The sequence below is a fragment of the Streptomyces sp. NRRL F-5135 genome (assembly GCF_000719775.1).
GTDB lineage: Bacteria > Actinomycetota > Actinomycetes > Streptomycetales > Streptomycetaceae > Streptomyces > Streptomyces hebeiensis.
In genome coordinates this window covers 271,706-288,958 of record NZ_JOHR01000012.1, presented here as the reverse complement: position 1 = coordinate 288,958, position 17,253 = coordinate 271,706, and the positions used below count along the sequence as shown (strand labels likewise).

Annotated in this window: 13 protein-coding genes and 1 tRNA gene; 8 read left to right on the top strand and 6 right to left on the bottom strand. The window is 69.1% G+C overall.

Going from position 1 to position 17,253, the window contains the following annotated elements:
* Positions 1–92: 92 nt before the first annotated feature.
* The gene (locus IG02_RS42220) at positions 93–1,778 is read right to left on the bottom strand and encodes a DNA-3-methyladenine glycosylase 2 family protein (protein WP_030750861.1); all 1,686 of its coding nucleotides are present in this window, start codon (positions 1,776–1,778) and stop codon (positions 93–95) included.
* Positions 1,779–2,238: 460 nt separating this feature from the next.
* On the opposite strand from IG02_RS42220, the gene IG02_RS0122185 reads away from it, so the two are divergent.
* Positions 2,239–2,311, top strand: a tRNA-Arg gene (locus tag IG02_RS0122185).
* Positions 2,312–2,358: 47 nt separating this feature from the next.
* Here IG02_RS0122185 and IG02_RS0122180 read toward each other — a convergent pair.
* Entirely contained in the window at positions 2,359–2,664 is a 306-nt protein-coding gene (locus tag IG02_RS0122180) for a hypothetical protein (protein WP_030750858.1), read from the bottom strand.
* Positions 2,665–3,328: 664 nt separating this feature from the next.
* Here IG02_RS0122180 and IG02_RS41710 point away from each other — a divergent pair.
* Positions 3,329–3,730 carry a hypothetical protein gene (locus tag IG02_RS41710; RefSeq protein WP_158712369.1) on the top strand — a complete coding sequence of 134 codons (402 nt, stop codon included), beginning with the start codon at positions 3,329–3,331 and terminating at the stop codon, positions 3,728–3,730.
* Positions 3,720–5,681 (top strand): hypothetical protein, encoded by a 1,962-nt coding sequence (locus IG02_RS41705; RefSeq protein WP_158712368.1) that lies wholly within the window; start codon positions 3,720–3,722, stop codon positions 5,679–5,681. The genes IG02_RS41710 and IG02_RS41705 overlap by 11 nt, the downstream gene beginning before the upstream one ends.
* A gap of 117 nt (positions 5,682–5,798) precedes the next feature.
* Here IG02_RS41705 and IG02_RS0122170 read toward each other — a convergent pair whose 3' ends face one another.
* Positions 5,799–7,460 carry a site-specific integrase gene (locus IG02_RS0122170; protein WP_030750851.1) on the bottom strand — a complete coding sequence of 554 codons (1,662 nt, stop codon included), beginning with the start codon at positions 7,458–7,460 and terminating at the stop codon, positions 5,799–5,801.
* Positions 7,457–8,137 carry a helix-turn-helix domain-containing protein gene (locus IG02_RS0122165; protein ID WP_030750847.1) on the bottom strand — a complete coding sequence of 227 codons (681 nt, stop codon included), beginning with the start codon at positions 8,135–8,137 and terminating at the stop codon, positions 7,457–7,459. The genes IG02_RS0122170 and IG02_RS0122165 overlap by 4 nt, the downstream gene beginning before the upstream one ends.
* A 95-nt stretch (positions 8,138–8,232) precedes the next feature.
* Here IG02_RS0122165 and IG02_RS0122160 point away from each other — a divergent pair, with 95 nt between their 5' ends.
* The 5 genes from IG02_RS0122160 to IG02_RS0122140 all read left to right on the top strand — a co-directional run bounded on the left by IG02_RS0122160 (position 8,233) and on the right by IG02_RS0122140 (position 13,874).
* On the top strand, positions 8,233–8,463 hold the full coding sequence (locus IG02_RS0122160; protein ID WP_030750845.1) for a hypothetical protein: 231 nt from the start codon (positions 8,233–8,235) through the stop codon (positions 8,461–8,463).
* A gap of 227 nt (positions 8,464–8,690) precedes the next feature.
* Positions 8,691–9,986 carry a DUF3631 domain-containing protein gene (locus IG02_RS0122155; protein ID WP_030750843.1) on the top strand — a complete coding sequence of 432 codons (1,296 nt, stop codon included), beginning with the start codon at positions 8,691–8,693 and terminating at the stop codon, positions 9,984–9,986.
* 523 nt (positions 9,987–10,509) lie between these two features.
* The gene (locus IG02_RS37935) at positions 10,510–11,319 is read left to right on the top strand and encodes a DUF2637 domain-containing protein (protein WP_051765497.1); all 810 of its coding nucleotides are present in this window, start codon (positions 10,510–10,512) and stop codon (positions 11,317–11,319) included.
* 195 nt (positions 11,320–11,514) lie between these two features.
* Positions 11,515–12,162 (top strand): MobC family plasmid mobilization relaxosome protein, encoded by a 648-nt coding sequence (locus tag IG02_RS0122145; RefSeq protein WP_030750839.1) that lies wholly within the window; start codon positions 11,515–11,517, stop codon positions 12,160–12,162.
* Positions 12,159–13,874: a relaxase/mobilization nuclease domain-containing protein gene (locus IG02_RS0122140; protein ID WP_030750836.1), complete on the top strand. Its 1,716-nt coding sequence runs from the start codon at positions 12,159–12,161 to the stop codon at positions 13,872–13,874. Before IG02_RS0122145 ends, IG02_RS0122140 begins: the two co-directional genes overlap by 4 nt.
* Before the next feature lie 72 nt (positions 13,875–13,946).
* On the opposite strand, the gene IG02_RS0122135 is transcribed toward IG02_RS0122140, so the two are convergent.
* Entirely contained in the window at positions 13,947–15,083 is a 1,137-nt protein-coding gene (locus tag IG02_RS0122135) for a hypothetical protein (protein ID WP_030750834.1), read from the bottom strand.
* 87 nt (positions 15,084–15,170) lie between these two features.
* Positions 15,171–17,252 carry a methyltransferase, FxLD system gene (fxlM, locus tag IG02_RS0122130; RefSeq protein WP_030750831.1) on the bottom strand — a complete coding sequence of 694 codons (2,082 nt, stop codon included), beginning with the start codon at positions 17,250–17,252 and terminating at the stop codon, positions 15,171–15,173.
* Position 17,253 lies beyond the last annotated feature (1 nt).

Sequence of the window (17,253 nt, the reverse complement as noted above, 5' to 3'; positions counted from 1 at the left end):
CTGCTCTTCCGGCTCTTTCGGCCATTCCTGTCATGTCGTTCTCCTTGCGATCCTGGAGCGCGGCGGCCACGCGTGCTGGCGGATTTCGGACATCACACCGCGGGGGCGCGGCGCCGGTCTGCCGCGGCGTTCCAGAAATGGTGCATGGCGTACGTACGCCACGGCCGCCAGGCTTCGGCGTCGACCGGCTCGGCGCCCGCCAGGCGCATTCCGGCACGGGCCGCGACATCGCCCGTCAGCAGGACGTCCGGGTCGCCCAGCGCGCGCATCCGGACGTAGCCGGCCGTCCAGGGGCCGATGCCGGGCAGGGCCAGCAGGGCTTTCTCGGCCTCGTCCCGGTCGGCGCCCGCGTCGAGGAGGACCGTACCGGCGGCCAGCGCGCCGGCGACCCCGCGCAGGGTGCCTTTGCGGGAGTCGGGCATGCCGAGCTCGGCCAGGGACGCGTCGGCCAGGTCGTCGGGCGTGGGGAAGAGGTGGGTGAGGCCGCCGTCGGCCGCGGGCAGGGGCAGGCCGTAGGCGGCCACCAGCGCGCTGCCGAGTTTCCGCCCGGCGGCGACGGAGACCTGCTGGCCCAGCACCGCACGGACGGCCAGTTCGTGGGGGTCCGCGGCGCCCGGCGCACGGAGCCCGGGCCGCAGGGCGACCAACGGGGCCAGGGCCCGGTCGGCACCGAGGCGTTCGGCGACGGCGTAGGGGTCGGCGTCCAGGTCGAACAGGCGCCGTATCCGGTGGGTGGCGGTCGTCAGGTCGCGCAGGTCCGTCAGGTGGAGTCGGCACTCCAGCCAGCCCGCGCCGAGCCGCTCGGCGACCTCGGCGACACCGCTTCCGTGCGGCAGCCGCAGGGTGCGCCGGTAGGTACGCCCGCCCGGTGCGCCGGTGACCTCCTCGACACCGGTGACGGCGCGGGCGGCGAGGTGGTCGAAGACCTCGCGAACGGCGTAGGGACCACGGTGGGCCAGCCGCAACGGCACTCCGGCCGGGGCCGCGCCGGGCTCCGGGCGTGCTTTTCCGGGCGCCCTGCCCGCTCTTCCGGGCGCCGCGTCCGTGGGCCCGAACACCGGGCCGGCCGGGCCTGCTTCTCCGGGCACCCGGCCCGCTTCACCGGGCGCCGTATCCACGGCGCCGGACTCCGCCCCGGCCGAGCCCGGTGCGGCGAGCCGGCCCGAGCCCGCCGATCCGTGCCGGGAGGCCCCGGCCCCGTGCCGGGAGGTGCGGCCCGGTTTGGCAGCGCGCAGCGCGCTCGGGGTGACCGCGTAGATCGCGCGGACGGTGTCGTTGAACTGCCGCACGCTCGCGAACCCGGCCGCGAACGCGATCTCCGCGGCCTGCATGGAGGTGGTCTGCAGCAGTATCCGCGCGGTGTGCGCCCGCTGCGCCCGCGCCAGCGCGATCGGCCCGGCGCCGACCTCGGCGTTCAGCTGCCGCTGCACCTGCCGTGCGCTGTAGCCCAGCCGATCGGCAAGTCCGGCCACGCCCTCGCGGTCGACGACACCGTCACCGATCAGCCGCATCGCCCGGCCGACCACGTCCGCCCGCACGTTCCACCCGGCGGACCCGGGCACCGCGTCCGGCCGGCAGCGACGGCACGCCCGGAACCCGGCGCCCTGGGCGGCGGCAGCGGTGGGGAAGAAACGCACGTTCCGCCGCTTGGGAGTGGTGGCCGGGCAACTGGGGCGGCAGTAGATCCCGGTCGTGGCGACGGCGAAGAAGAACTCGCCGTCGAAGCGTGCGTCGCGGCTGCACACCGCCTCGTACCTGCTGTCGTCGTCGCTCGTCACCCTTCCAGCATGCGGCGCCTCCCGGCACGAAGCTGGCGGAAAACGGACATGACACTAGGCGGCGCCGAGTCGGCCCGGTCGCCGAAAGCGAGGCTCGCGCACCGGTACCGTCCCGGACCGCAGGACACCGGGAGCAGCAAGCCCAAAGCCTGTGCCGCCACAGACCTGACGCCGCCGGCCGGACCAGGAACACCGCTCCCAGACGACTGCCAGGACGGGACAGAGCATCGGCCGCCCCGGGCCCAGCGACACCGAGCCCCGGCGGCCCGGGCCGCGATCCCCCCGCTGACCTGGCCGCGCAGAACCCCTCCCAGGCCCGATGATCGCAAGGCCACCACCCGCTACACTGTCGGCGGTGGCACAGCCCCAACCGGCCGTACCACCACAGCGCTGTTGGGTCCACGCTGAGCGGGTTCATCCGTCACCGGTTGAATCGGGAAGCGCGCCCCTACAGATCCCCGCCTCCGTAGCTCAGGGGATAGAGCACCGCTCTCCTAAAGCGGGTGTCGCAGGTTCGAATCCTGCCGGGGGCACAACGCAGTACCGCTCTGACCTGGGGTTTATCCTCCAGGGAGGGGTTCTACTCGGCCTCGGACTCGTCGTCCGAGGCCGTTTGCGTGAGCGGTGCGTGAGCGGACGGAGAGTTGATCTCCGGAATTTCTCCCAACGGATCAGCACCGTTCGGCACGGACTCGGGGCCGGGATGCTCCGCGTCGTCGGGCTCGGCCTCCGCTTCGGGAGCGGCGTTTTCGGAGGCGGCCCGGGCGCGCGGGACGAGCCGGGCTGCGGCCTCGGCGATCGCCAGACCAGTCTCCGTCAACAGGCGCGTATAGGTGTCCGTCATGATGCCTTCCAGGCCGGCCTCGGCCAGGTGCGCCAGCGCCACGGCACCATGTCGCAGAGCCCGACAGGGCGGTGATCCTTACCGACGCGGCGAAGCCAGCGCCAGCCCCCTTCCCAGAACCAGCCCCTGCTGACCAAACACGTTCGTCTGTCTCGCGGCGCCGTTGCGAGCCGGCCACCGGCTGCCCACCCTCAACTCGAGCATGAACCCTCGGCCGCATCGCCGACCAGACGGCGGCACCGCGTCACGTCACGAACGCCAGCCCTTCGCCGCCATCGGCGGTTCCGGCAGTCGCCTATGCTCTCAGCGGCAGTCCGACTGATAGAGAGTCACATTAGTTACAGCATCAACTCGTTGCACACAATGTAGCCGCCTCGCTACCCTTGGCGCCGAGCGACTTGTTCGATGACTCCGCGCTATGACGGATCAGCTTCCTCGGCTTGTGCTAGACCGGGTCGAGCAGCGGAACCGTCTTACTGTGTCCCCTCGGGTATGAGGTTCATGTCCACCTCCCCCCTCGGGCCGGATGGTGCGTGGCTCGGACGGCACCAGAGGTCCCGGTGGCAACTGTTCCGCGGACCGACACGGGTGGAGGTCGGCGGTCGACATGTCCGCGCTCTCGCTCTGCCGGGCGCACCCGCGACTTGGCAGCACGACGCCGACATGCCGGTGCCTGCATCGGCCGACCTTCACGGAGAGCTGTTCCGTGTCCGACATCATCACTTTCTCCATCCCCCTGGACCAGGGCGAAGTTGGCCTCGTCGCAGCTGTTCTTCAACGGGCGGCCGACGAGTGCCGCGCCACTCCCTCACCCGAATCCCCAAGTGATCAGGGCTCCGAGATCACGCTCGGCCGCCTGGCATCGCACTGGGCCGGGATCGCAGAGCAAGAACTGAACTGCGGCATCGTCAACCTGCATGGCGAGCGGTTGTATATGGTCACCCTGTCTTCTGAAGGGTGGTACCAGGTTCGTGCGGCACTCAGCGAGCGCGCCGCGCGGCTTTCACTGACTCCCGTAGACACGCCAGCAGGTCGTGAGGATCGAAAGCAGGCGCGCAAAGCACTCCTCCTTGTGGATCGCATTACTGGAGCAAGCAGTGACCGATGAGTCCGTCGGCCATCCCTTCGACACGGGCGAAGGTTGGCAGCCAACGCAGTGGACGCTTCCCCGCGGCGCCGCCATCGACAACCTCGCCTCCTCGCTGATCGGGCAAGGTTTTACCGATGGAGTGGTCCGGGTTCTCTCACGCGCTGCAGTACGTCCCGATGAAATGCGCCGGAAACTGACCGAGTCGGTCGAACTGCGTGTGCAGGGTGCCACTTTGTTGATTGTCGAGACCAGGTTGTGGTCCGCATCAGTCGTGCCGCATCCGGCTAACCCACGGGAGTACGGGCGCCGGACCTACGCACTGGGTGGAGCCGGGACAGCATTGCCCGAGCCAAGGTCGGCACCGAGCAAAGGCGCGGAGCTGGAGATCCATGTGGAGGATCCGAGCGCACTCGCGCAGCGGCTGGAGGATGCCAAGGGCCGCTTGACGAAGGAGAACCCCCTCAGCGAGGACATTGCGGTGGAGGGGGTACTCCAACCGCTTACTGTCGTGCCACTGACTGTGAATCACCACAATGGTCATCCAGCTGCCTCGCTCTTGATTGCCGCCGACGGCTCTAGCCGCATCAGTGCGGTGCACGATCTACTCGGATTTGCCCCGTCGAAAGTCGCATACGAGTGGGGTGGAGACGACCGTAAATTCCGCCAGGAAGTAAACCGTTGGATCCGGCTAATCCAGAAGCAGGGTTGGGACAACCTTAGCGAGGAGGAGCAGGCAAAGGCGCGCGCCCTCACCATCCCCGCGCGTGTTGTCGTCGGGTTCCGTCCTGATGCTCGCGCAAACCAACTATTCCATACGGCTGTACGCAACTTCATCGGCTTGACGCATATCCGGCCGCCTAAGCCGTATGGCCCTGCCGTGGAGAACGAGGCCAAGGCAGACGCTGTTCTCGACGCCCTAGCACAACCCACAACCACGCGGCCTGCTCGTATCTCTGTATCAGAGAAACAGTGGTTCGCTGGAGTGATCACTGAACATGACGCCTTGGGCGAGGGATTCAGCCGACACCGTGATGTCCGGGCTGCAGAGATCGTCCGAGCTGTTCTGGGCGGGGGAATCGGCACAGCCCGTCGCGTCAACGACGGGATTCGCTCGTTGACAGCGAAGCAGCGACCAAAACGAGAAGATCGTGTAGATATTGCAGTTGAGCTGATTCTTCGCCCGGTTCGCACCGAGAAGAGTGATGCGCTCCAGTTCGTTCGGCCGCGCCGCGCGGTGCTGCAACGCGCCTACCGAATGCCCGAGATCGAGGCACTTCCTTCCGACTCGCCCCTGGAAGGGACTGCAGAGGACCCACGATCGCTTGAGGATCTGCGTGATGAAGCCCTAGAAGAGGTGGAGCATGGCCTCGGCGACAGCGGGCGTCTAGGCGTTGCCCAGACAGAACTCGCGGTCAAAGCGGCTTACTACATGGCGATTGCGGAACCCATGGCTTTGCAGCGGGAAGTTTTTGGTGGATCCGGTGACGAGGACGATCGCACTCTGCCTGTCGTGATACGCGCCATGCTCTCGCGCCGTCGGGGTGTATTCCAGGCATACGAAATCGTCCGAGCAGGCCGACTTGGCCAGAAGCTGTACGAGGTCGACGAAGCCGGGAAGCTGATGCTCACAGTCGGAGGCGAGGCCCGCGAGCTGACCGACTCGCTAGTGCGCCACACATACAACGGCGAGCCACTGGCAGAAGTCGCGAGCGGGTTCAAGGCTGCAAGTCTGTGCTGGGCCGACGTGACCACGACTGTCGAGGCCCTCAAAAAGGCCGTTGCCAGCATGACGATGGTCCCCATCCACGCGGGCGGGGCCAGCCTCGTGGAGCGGGACGGATGGGATTCAGTCCAGATCTCGTCCCTTCGCCAGAGGCTCGACCGTATCGACCGCACCCTGGCCAATTGGGCCGACCGGTATGACGACCTGGACGAGTCCGGCACTCAGGAGTCCGAGGAACACGCCTAGTCAACGGATGACTGCGCGAGGCCAGCCCCCTCTCCAATCTTGAAGGAATCCGTATATTCAACTGACGCCAGGGGTAGAAGTAATAATACATTGCTCCGGAGAGGGGTTTCATTCGGCCTAGGACTCCTCGTTCGGGGCTGTTTGTGTGAGCGGTGCGTGAGCCGGACCGCTTTGCCCAGGTCTTTCTCCGGGTCGCTCAGCGCCATCCGGCACTAGTTCCGGGCTGGGCTTTTTCGACTTGCCGGGCTCGGGCTCCGCTTCGAGGGCGGCCTCTTTGAAGTCGGGGCGGGCACGAGGTACGAGCCGTGCTGCGGCCTCGGCGATCGCCAAGTCCGCCTCCGGGAGGAGGCTCGTGTACGTGTCGGCCGTGATGGTGATCGAGGAGTGGCCAAGCATCTCCTGGATGTCCTTCAGGTCGGCCCCGGCCGCGTGGGCGAGGGTCGCGGCACCGTGGCGGAGGTCGTGGAGCCGGACCGGTGGGAGGCCGATCTCCTCGTACAGCTCGATGAAGTGCCGTGTGACGTTGGCGGGGTGGAGCAACTCGCCGTTCTCCTTGGTGAAGACGCGCCCCGTCTCCACCCAGGCGTTCTCCCACTCCTTACGGTCCTTGTCCTGCTGGGCGCGGTGCCGCTTGAGGGCCTGGACCGTGTCGGAGTCGAGCGCGATGGTCCGTGCGCCGGCGTCGGTCTTGGGGTCGTCCTCGTACACCTCCCAGCCGTCTACGACGAGTTGTTTGGCGACGGTGATGAGACCGGCGTCCAGGTTGGTGTCGGTCCACTTCTGCCCGCATGCCTCGCCCCGTCGCAGCCCGCGGAACGCGATCAGGTGGAACAGCGCGTACAGGCGGTCCTCCGCGACGTGGTCGAGGAAGAGCCCGGTGTGCTCCGGCGTCCAGACCATCACTGACGACGGCTTCTCGCCGGTGCGCTTCCAGTGGAGGATGCGTTCCTCGGTCCATACGAGGGCCTTGGGCCGCTTACCCGCCTCCAACTCGACGTAGGCGGCCGGGTTGAAGGTGATGAGCTGCTGGGCGATCGCGGCGTTGAGCGCGGCCCGCAGCGTGGAGCGGACGCGCTGGCGTGTGGCCGGACCGACAATGCGGCGATAGGGCTCCATCTCGGCGATGGCTACCTTCATCGCCTTACGTCGGGCACGGGGCTCGCGGCCCTTCCAGGGGATCTGGGCGAGATCCTCGAACGCCTTGCGGCGGGCCGCGTTGCCTTCGGCGATCTCGACGTTGGCCTCGGCGATGGCCTCGAACATCTCGGACAGGTGGGCGACCCGAAGGCGGTCGAGCCGGTAGTGCCCGATCCTGGGTTTGAGGTGCACCCTGATGTTGCTCTCGTCGCGGCTGATGGCACTCTGCCACCCCTTCTTGCCCGCCAGCCATATGTCAAGCCACTCGCCGACCGTGAGTCGGTTCGTCAGGTCCAGACCGTGGCTGAGGCGCCTGCGCGTCGCCGCGACGTTCGGCAACGGGGCCTTCTCGTCGGCCACCTTCTCCAGCAACTCGGCTATCTGGGCCAGGCCCTCGGCGTCGTCGGCGTCGGCGAGGCCGACGAGCGCGCGCACGTGGTCGAGGTCCGCCTGGGCGGCCTTGAGGGAGTCGTAGCCAGCGCGACTGAAGGAGCGGCGGGTGCCGTCTTCGCGGGGCGGGAGTTCCTGGCGTATGGAGTACGAGCCGTGCTTGCGGCTGGACAGCTTGGGGCATTTCTTGCCGAGCGGCTTGCCGGTGTGGAGGTCGCGGCAATAGCAGCGGCGGTGGGTGGAACCCTTCAAAGATCATTCTCCTCGGTGGCGTCGCCGACGGGTGGGTCGACGTCGGCGAGTTCTGGTGGCAGGGCTGGTGGTGTGCCGCCGTCTTCGCGGATGAAGGCGCGGGCGCTGCGGAGCCGGTACTTGGCTTCCAACACCCTTTCGGCGTAGTCGGCTTGGGCGAGTACGGCTTCCTCACGTTCGGCCTGGTTGGGTGCCGTCTCGGCCTTCCAGCGCTCGTGCTTCTCGCCCTTCAGGGCGGCCAGGGCGGCGCGCTGGTGGCGGACGTGGGCTCTGAAGGAGCGGAGCATGTCGTCTTCCATGCCGAAGTCCTCGCTGTCGCCGGTGAACCAGCGCATGGCATCCCACGTCGGGTCGGAGTGCTGAAGGGGCAGGCGCTGGACTCGGTCGACGTAGCCGACGGGGTAGAGCAGGCAGATCGGGTAGGTCCGCAGGGCTTCGGCGAGGACGAGGACGTCGACCAGGGGCAGGTGGGCGCGGCGGCCGGATTCCATGTTGGCGATCACGTTGCGCGGGATCGGATGGCCGATCTCCTCGCAGCGGTCGGCCAAATCCTGGGCGCTCATGCGCAGCTCCTTCCTTCGTCTGCGGACCTCGGCGGCCACAGTGGCCATCACCTGATCCACCCACTCCAGGACGTCGTCCTCGTCATCTCCAGGATCAAAACTGCATTGTGTCATGGAGACACATTAGCTTCCCGATGATGGTTAGTGATCGCCTGGAGCCGGACGTGATGCCGCGTTCGCCGAGGGCTCACTCATGGACGGAGCACCGCATGCGCAACAACGAGGCCGCCGAGCGGCCCAAGGGCATGACGCGGGAGGAGCTGCTGGCCCTGCCCGCAGCCGTTGACCTGGACACCGGCAACCGGGCGCTGGGGCTGGGTCGGAGCAAGGGTTACGAGCTGGCCAAGCGCGGCCAGTACCCGTGCAAGGTCCTGCGCCTGGGCAAGGCGTACCGGGTGGTGACCGCCGACCTGTTGAACCTGCTCGGCCTGGCCGCATGACCAGCCCTGCTCATAGCAGACGCTTCTGCGCTGAGCTGACACAGAAATGCTGGACTGTCGCCGGGGGTGGACGTACTGTCCGTGTTCCCTCGCCCCGGCCAAGGAAGCGAGAAAGCCCCCGGCGGGCCAACGCCGGAGGCTCAGCACACTCCACTGCCCGCATTCCAACGAACGACCTGCGTGAGTCGGGCCTGCATGCCCGACGCCACCGGATAAGGAGCTGCCCTGTGCAACCTACGACACCCGAGCCGCATTCCGCACCCGGCAAAGCGGTATGGCCGACGGTCGCCATGCCCCGCCGACCCGGCAAGCCCGGCCAAGCGACCGAACCCACCCCGGCGGCCGACGGCCGGGCACCGGATACGGTTCCGGTGGATCAGCCCGCCGAGGAGGCGGTACCGGACCCGGAGCCGACGTACGGCTCCGAGCTGCTGAACGAACTGCGTGCCCAGGTAGCCCAGTTCGTGATCCGGCCCTCCCAGCAGGCGCTGGACGCGGTCACGCTGTGGGTGGCGGCGACGCACCTGCAGCCCGCATGGCAGCACGCCCCGCGCCTGGCCGTGGTCGGACCGGCGAAGCGGTGCGGCAAGTCAAGGCTCCTGGACGTGCTCACCGAGACGGTCCACGAGCCGATGCTCACCATCAACACCACGCCCGCGGCCATCTTCCGCTCCATCACCGACGAACCGCCCACCCTGCTGGTGGACGAGGCGGACACCATCTTCGGCACCCCGAAGATGGCGGAGAAGAACGAGGAGATGCGCGGCCTGCTCAACGCCGGCCACCAGCGCAACCGGTACGTCACCCGCGTCGTCGGCAACGACCACACGCCCCACCGGTTCGCCACCTTCGCCATGGCTGCCCTGGCCGGGATCGGTGACCTGCCCGACACGATCATGGACCGGTCGGTGGTCATCCGCATGCGGCGCCGGGCCGAGGGCGAGAGCGTCAAGCCCTTCCGGTCCCGCCGCGACACCCCGGCCCTCCACGACCTGCGCAACCGCATCGCCGCGTGGACACGGCCCCTGCTCGATGAGGCCGCCGACCTGGAACCGGCGATGCCGGTGGAGGACCGCGCCGCCGACACCTGGGAGCCCCTGGTGATCGTCGCCGACCTGGCCGCCGGGCCCTGGCCCCGCCTCGCACGCGCGGCGTGCGCGCAGATGGTCACGGCCGAAGCGGCTGCCGAGGAGGACCACCCCAGCTCAGCGCGGATCCTGGCCGACATCCGCCGAGTCTTCGTCGCCCAGCGCGAGGTCGACAGCCTCTCCACGGACGAGCTCCTCCACCACCTGCGCCAGGACCTGGAAGGCCCGTGGGCGGAGTGGGGTCGCAACGGACTGAGCCCGCGTGAGCTCGGCTCACTGCTGCGCGACTTCGACATCCGGCCCGGCAACGTTCGCCTCGCCGACGGCACCCAGCGCAAGGGCTACACGCGCAACAAGTTCCTCGACGCATGGCGCCGCTACTGCCCGACCGTTCACTCAGTGAACGCCGAGCCTGCCGCCTCCCCCTCGGGCTGAGCCCCGCGTCCCCCGGTGGCCGTCCCTGCCGTCCCTGCCGTGATCTCGCAGGTCAAACGGCATGCGGTCGGGACGGAAACCGGGGGCAAGACGGCAGCGCGATCATGAAGACCACGCTGCCGCCAACAGGACGCTGCCTCGATCCGTCTTGTGCCGTCCCGGGCGTCCCCGCCGTATCACCGCAGGTCACAGCGCATGCCGCCGGGACGGCAAGACGGATCCGATCCGTCCACGGCCACCGAGCCGCAGCCTCACCGAGGCTGCGGGCCACCAAGACGCGAGGGCGCAGCCAAGACGGAACACCGCCACCCCTGCCGTACCGGCCCTGACCTGCGCTTGCAACGGCCAGGACGGCAAAGACGGACCACGCCACCACCGCAGGAGTATCCCGCGTGACCACCCTCGCCATAACCACAGACCGCACCACCGCACATCAAGCGCTTGGCGCGGACCGCGCCGCGATCCCCACCCTCGCCACAACCGGCTGCGCCCGGTCCTACGAGACGCTCAGGGGCGGCAAGTGATGACCAAGCACGCCGCCGAGCGGTATGCACTCGGCGCGGCGGGAGTCGTCATCATCGCCCTCACCGCCGGAGGGTTCTGGCTCTCGTACGCGCACCTCGCCGAGGTCGCCGGGCAGCACGGACTGGGGAACTCCCCGATCCGCCAGTGGGCGTGGCCAGCGACCCTGGACGCGTTCATCGTCGCGGGTGAGCTGCTGATGCTCCGCGCGGGCCTGCGCCGGGTACCGGACTGGTGGGCCATCGGCCTCACGGCCACCGGATCAGTCGGCTCCATCGCGCTCAACGTCGCCGGGGTCAGCCGTACAGGGAACGCCACCGCTGTCTCCCACCTCGACTACGTGGTCGCCGCGGTTCCCCCGAGTGCCGCGCTGCTGGCCTTCGGTGTCCTGATGCGGCAGATCCACCAGCTCGTTGCCGAGCCCACCGAACGCCACCACCCAGCCAACCACGGCCACAACCTCACCGTCGGCGCCCAGCCTGCTGCGCTTCCGGAAGACCACCCCGGTCTGCCGGAGCCAGCCGGTCTCGACGTGGCAGACGGCCAGGGCGACGTGGCGCGGGGGCCTGCCGAGGTGGCGCAGAAGCCCCCCGCTGTGTCCGACGAGTACCTCGCGATCGCCCGCACCGCGCCGCTGGGACGTGGAGGCCGCGCCTCGCGCCGCCACATCGAAGCGACGATCCGAGGCAAGGGCCTGTCCATCAGCAGGGCTGACGCGGAAACGATCAAGGACGTCCTGCAGGCCGAGCTCGACGAGGCCGCCTCTCAGCGGCAGGCCGAACGCGACAAGGCCCCCGCTGACGCCTACTGAGTCACGCAGCCGCTCCCATCACCCTTCGCGCATGACTCGCACCCCTCGTCCCCGCGCAGGCCAGCGCGGGGGCGAGTGCCCGAGCCGCTACGAGTCCACCTGACATCGCCGCCCCTCCCGTCCTTGCCCTGACCAGGCATGGGACGAGCGCGCTCAGTCACTGAGCGGCCACCAACACCCCACGGAGAAATACCCATGCGCAAGCAGACCCACGAACTCCCCACCAGCGACCAGAAGATGACCACCACCCCAGCCACGACGCCAGCAAGGTATCCCGCTGGACCGTCCAAGGGCCGGCTCAACGGGGATCCCTCCGCCCCGGGGGTGGCGGAGGGACTCGGGCACCAGGGGGCGCCCGAGAGGAAACAGCCCGCAGGCACCGCCGCCGCCCAGATGCCGCGTGCCGCCGACGCCGCCGCGCTGCACCGTGTCGCCCGCCGTCGCCAGCGCGAAGCCGTGCAACGCAAAGAACGCGTCGATGTGCGCTACAGCGTCAACGAGAAGGCCGACATCCTCCGTGAGGCTCGCTCGCTGAACATCGCCGGCGCCCACTACATCGGCGCCGTCGTCATGGCCCACGTCCACGGTGATCTCGCCCTGCCCGGCCAGCGCACCGAACTCGACGACTACATAGACGAGCTGACCGCCCTCCGTGGCGAGGTCGCCAAGATCGGCCACAACATCAACCAGATCGCCAAGAAGCTGAACTCCGGCGGTCATTCACAGCCTGGGGACACCGCCGTCCTGGCCCAGGCCGAACGCACCCTGACCGCAGTCGGCGCCACGGTCCGCCACATCGCGTCCGCCGCGAACCAGGCCGTCGCCACGAAGGCGCCCCGGTGATCGCCAAGATCAGCAGCGGCAAGGAGACCGCCGGATTGGTCCGGTACCTGTTCGACACGAAGAAGGCCAGGGACCACACCGACCCGCACCTGGTCGCCTCCTGGGACGGTTTCGCCCCCGACCCCGGCCGCAGTGACGACGTCGACGCCACCAGGAGGCTCCTCGTCGCCGACCTCGACCTGCACGTCAAGCAGGCCCGGCGGCTGGGCCTCGCGCCCGAGCAGCACGTGTGGCACTGCTCGCTCCGTGCCGCCCCCGAAGACCGCATCCTCAGCGACGAGGAGTGGGCCGACATCGCCCGCCGCGTCGTGGCGGCCACCGGCATAGCACCGGAAGACGATCCGGACGGATGCCGCTGGGTCGCCGTCCGCCATGCCCCCGACCACATCCACATCGCCGCCACCAAGGTCCGGGCGGATCTGCGCACCGCGCGGCACTGGAACGACTACCACACCGCCGACCGTGAACTAGCCGCCATCGAGAAGGAATACGGCCTGCTCCAAGTGGTCCGCGGGGACCGCACCGCCGCCAAGCGGCCCACCCGTGCCGAGCAGGAGAAGGCCCGCCGCACAGGCCAGGGCAAGCCCGCTCGCGAACGGCTGCGCGCCACCGTGCGCACCGCCGTGGCAGCCGCCTCCAGCATGGAGGAGTTCATCCACCTGCTCAGCCACCTCGACGGTGTGCTTGTGGAAGTCGTGTACTTCCCCTCCGGTGATGTGCGCGGCTACAAGGTCGCTGCCGAAGACACCACCACCGCCGGCAAGGAGCCCGTGTGGTTCTCCGGCTCCGAACTCGCCCCCGACCTGTCCTTCCCCAAGATCCGAAAGCGCCTGGAAAACAGCGATCCGCAGCCCGTCGGGCTGCCGGGCCGACGCAGGCCCAACCCCTGGCACCAGGCCGCCGCCGCAGCCGAACGCATCCCCGACCACCTTGACCAGGCCGACGACGAAGCCTCCCAAGCCCACCTCTCCGCCTTCGGCGAAGCCCTCGACGCCCTCCCACTTCTCGCACCCCAGGCACTGCGGCCCCAACTTCGCGAGGCGGCGACCGCGTTCGAGCGTGCCACTCGCTCCCGTATCCAGGCCGAACACCACCATGCCCGCGCACTGCGCGGCGCCGTACGGGCGATGGTCCGCGAGCCCGCCCCCAAGGACGGTGCCATCCTGTCGATGTTCCTGGACGCCGCGATCCTCGTCGTGATCGCCGCCGCCCGCTGGCACGAGCTGCGCTACCACGACCAGCAAGTCGCCGCCGCCCAGCAGACACTGCTCCACCTCCAGGCCGCCTACGACCAAGCAGCCGCCGCACCCCTGGCCGCTCTCGCACAGCGCCAGCCGCCCCAGCAGGCCGTGGAGCTGCAGATCCGCCGCCTACGCCAGGTCGTACCCGAGCACGCGGAACAGGTCATTCAAGACCCCGCTTTCGCAGCCCTCACCACCGCCCTCGCCGAGGCAGAAGCAGCCGGACACGACCCGGAACAGCTCCTCCAGCAGATCGCCGACCAGCGCGCCCTGGACGACGCCCGCCGCCCCGCACGAGTCCTGACCTGGCGCATCCAACGCCTCAGCGCAAGGCCGGCACCCAGCGCACAAGCCCGCGCAGCACAGGCCCACGCAGCACAGGCCCGGAGCACCACACAGCGCCCCACCGCCCCGGCCCACCCGGCAGCCGCCGTCCCAGCCCCGCAACCGCAGCGCACACGACGGCGCTGATCACGCCCTTGTGGACAACCTGGGGGCACGCAGCTCCAGCCCTTCGACGAGCTCCCAGGTTCGTTGCGTCCATCAGGCTCTCTCCATAGGGGCTGCACGCCCGAGATCTGAGGGGCACGCAAGGCTTACCCGGATCACGCTGTCGCTGGCGCGGAGTGCCGCCGTCAGCTCGCCCTTCAACTCGTCCGGCATGGTCCCTGCCTCGAGGGCGCAGGAACGCACCAGTGCACGGCAGTCCTGTACTTGCCGGTCCGTGGCGATCGCGGTGAACAGAGGGTGAGCCAGGTTCTCGCGGGCCGCGTAGCCGTCTTCGGCCTCCGTCGTCCTGCGGTGGAGGTCCTCGACGATGCGGTGCGCGGCGGGCGAATCAGCGGAACAGATCGCGTCGAGGACGGTAAGGCCGAGCCGGGCATCGAAGACAGTCATCCCAGGTTCAGACCGGCGCTCAAGATAGGCGGCCGCCAAGTCCGCCAGGTGGCCGTCGACCGTCTGCCCGGCGTCGCGGCGGCACAGGACGGTCAGGCATGCCGTAACGGCTTGCTCCCACGGATCGCCAGGCATCGTGTCGGCGAGGAGGACAGCGGCCCGTGCCGTGTCGCCCTCAACGAGAGCGGCGAGTACGGCGACCTGGCGCCCGTCGAGCATCCGCTTGCCTACGCCTCGGTGAGCTTCGATGTGCGTCAGGGCCTCGCCCCAGCCTCCCTCGGTCGTGAGCGTGCGTGTGCCGTCGGCGAGGAGCACGCGCCACAGCCACGCACGGACCTCGTGGCGGTCCTCGTCGGTCGCAGTGAGGTACGCCGGTACCGCGATGCCCTCGAACCGGGCAACCGCGCCCGCCTCGACGGCCCCGTACAGGTTGAGCAGTCGCTGGCGGCCTTCATCAGCGCGGCCCGCGCGGATCTGGAGGCGGGCGAGGTTGACGACGGGTTCCAGCCCTCGGATTGCGCTCATGCCGGGCAGGGGGCAGGCGTGGAGGTAGGCGGCGGCGTGCTGGTGGCACATCTGGCGTGCGAGGTCGGGAAGGTCGAGATCGGAGGCTATGAGCGCGGCCTGGTTGTAGACAGCTGATGCGAGCCCTTGGTCGGTCTTGTTCACCGCGGTGTCGGCCAGGTCGACGAGAGCGCGTACGCGCTCGGGCAGGGGCAGGCAGGCGGGCCGGAATCGGGCAACGAGCGGGAAGCGTTGGGCTGTGGGTCCGTGCGGGTCCATGGGTCCCCCAGGCATAAGTGAGAACTGGTGAGGCGACGGTGCCCGCCAGCCGTACGTCGGCGGGCACCGTCCGCTACACGTGGGGCGTCACTGCCAGTCGACGACGATGCGGTTCAGCGGGGTGTCGAGAGCGAAGAGGCCGGGGCACCGCTCGATGCTGGGGGCGTCGAGGGGCTGGATTTCGAACGTGGCTTCGCGGCTGCGGTATTCGCGGTCCCAGGTGCGGATGGCGTCGGCGACCTTCGCGGCCAGTTCGTCGCTGCCGGGACCGTGGCCGATGACGCCGAACTCCCAGAGTTTTCCGCCCTCGCGGGTCCTCTTCTCCGACAGCCGCCGCGCCAGGTAGGTGACGGTGCCCTTGTCGACGACGGCGGTCGACGAAGGGTAGGGATCCTCGGTGAGCAGAGTGCCCTTGGCACTCTGAGGGAACAGCATCCGGATCAGGCCGGAGGGAAGGGAGCAGGCCACGAACAGTTCCATCCACTCCGGCGACTCCATGGCCTGGACCGTCATGCCAGTCCATTCCTCGGTGCGGGGCTGCTCCAGCACACCAGCAAGGGCGTCGGTGTCGATGTGCTGCCCAGTGGGGGCCTGAAGCCGGACAGTGCCGTCCCCACTGAGCGGGATGACGCGGCGGTCGTCGTCGGCGATGCCCCGCCGAAGCGGCATGAAGGTGTTCATCTCGCTGCCGAGGGACACCCATCGGCCATCGCGCTGCTCGTAGGCGATGGAGCGGGAGACGGTGCCCTTAAGGCGCTGGGGTACGAGGAGCCGACCGCCGGGGGCGAGTTGCTGCAGCCAGGCGTGCGGTACGCCGTGGGCGCCGACGGTGGCGATGATCCGGTCGTACGGCGCTCCCTCGGCGTAGCCGAGGGCTCCATCACGGGTCACTGCCTCGGCGTTGGTAATCCCGGCGGCGGCGAGGTGCGTGCGGGCGCCTTCTACGATGTCGTCGTCGACGTCGAGGGTGGTCACGTGTCCGCTCTCGCCGACCAGGTGGGCGAGCAGTCCGGCGTTGTAGCCGGTGCCGGCGCCGAGTTCGAGGATGCGCTCGCCGGGCTGGACATCGAGCTGGTCCAGCATGAGGGCGACGACGCCCGGCTGGGAGGCGCAGGAGATCGAGGTGCCGTCGGTGTCGTACTTGATGTGCACCGGTGCGTTGGCGTAGGCGTCTTCGAGCGACGCATCGGGCACGAACACATGGCGGGGCACGGTCCGCAACGCGGTCTCGACGGCGGGCGTGCGGGCGTGCCCGTCCGCGCAAAGCTGGTCGACCAGGGCGTTGCGGAGGCGCTCGGCGTCCGCCGTGGGGGTGGTGATCGTGTCGGTGTTCACCGCGCTGACGCTATCGATGTCGGCTGTTGCCTCGGTGGGCGACTCGGTGTGGCCACTCGTTCCCATGACTACCTCTCGTGCGATGTGGGACAGGGCGCTCTGGTCGTCCTGGAGGAGACCGGCGCGGTTGGCGTGGAAGATCACGTGGTGGGCGATGACGGCTCGCAGGCCGCGGATGAGGGCGCCGCGGCCTGCGAGGTCTGCGAGCGTGGCACCGACCCGTTCGAAGGCGGTCACCCATCCCTCGTGAGCGTGGAGTGGGCCACCCGGGCGGCAGAGGCTGTGGGCATCGGCGGTCATGAGCTTGCGCATGGCCGAAGCCATTTCTGCGGCGTGTTCGGGCGGTTGTGGAGCGATGGCCGGTCGCAGGGCCGCGACCTTCGCCCATACGTCGCCCTGTTCGAACCAGTCGAGTCCAGCACCGCGCATCATGACGCTCGTCAGCAGGACGGCGGTCTCCCGGCGTCCCAGTTGCCTCGGGCTCGGCTGGTAGGTGAGCAGGTGGCGGGAGTCGCTGTGGAACAGTTCGTGAGCTGTGTCCATGGCCTCCGGGCCACCGAACGTGTCGGTCTCGGGCTCGTAGACGTAGGGCAGGCACGACACGGCCACGCCGTCGCCGATGAGATCGCTCAGGAGCGACTCAATGGCTGGTGAGGGCTTGTCGGCGAGGTAACGCAGAGGCCAGGGCTGCTTGTTCATGAACCACCAGTCGGTGAGCTGCCCGTCGGCCTCGGCCTCGATCAGGGTGGGGCCGAGGCGTTCGGCGATGGTGCGCTGGGCAATCTCGCGGTCGACGAAGGTGATGTTGTGCTGCTGCCAGCGGTTGGGAGGCATT

What these genes read in the sequence shown, in the direction of transcription:
- IG02_RS0122165 (WP_030750847.1), bottom strand. Translation starts at nt 8,137, where the DNA reads ATGACACAATGCAGTTTTGATCCTGGAGATGACGAGGACGACGTCCTG.
- IG02_RS0122160 (WP_030750845.1), top strand. Translation starts at nt 8,233, where the DNA reads ATGCGCAACAACGAGGCCGCCGAGCGGCCCAAGGGCATGACGCGGGAG.
- IG02_RS37935 (WP_051765497.1), top strand. Translation starts at nt 10,510, where the DNA reads ATGACCAAGCACGCCGCCGAGCGGTATGCACTCGGCGCGGCGGGAGTC.
- IG02_RS0122145 (WP_030750839.1), top strand. Translation starts at nt 11,515, where the DNA reads ATGCGCAAGCAGACCCACGAACTCCCCACCAGCGACCAGAAGATGACC.
- IG02_RS0122135 (WP_030750834.1), bottom strand. Translation starts at nt 15,083, where the DNA reads ATGGACCCGCACGGACCCACAGCCCAACGCTTCCCGCTCGTTGCCCGA.
- fxlM (WP_030750831.1), bottom strand. Translation starts at nt 17,252, where the DNA reads ATGCCTCCCAACCGCTGGCAGCAGCACAACATCACCTTCGTCGACCGC.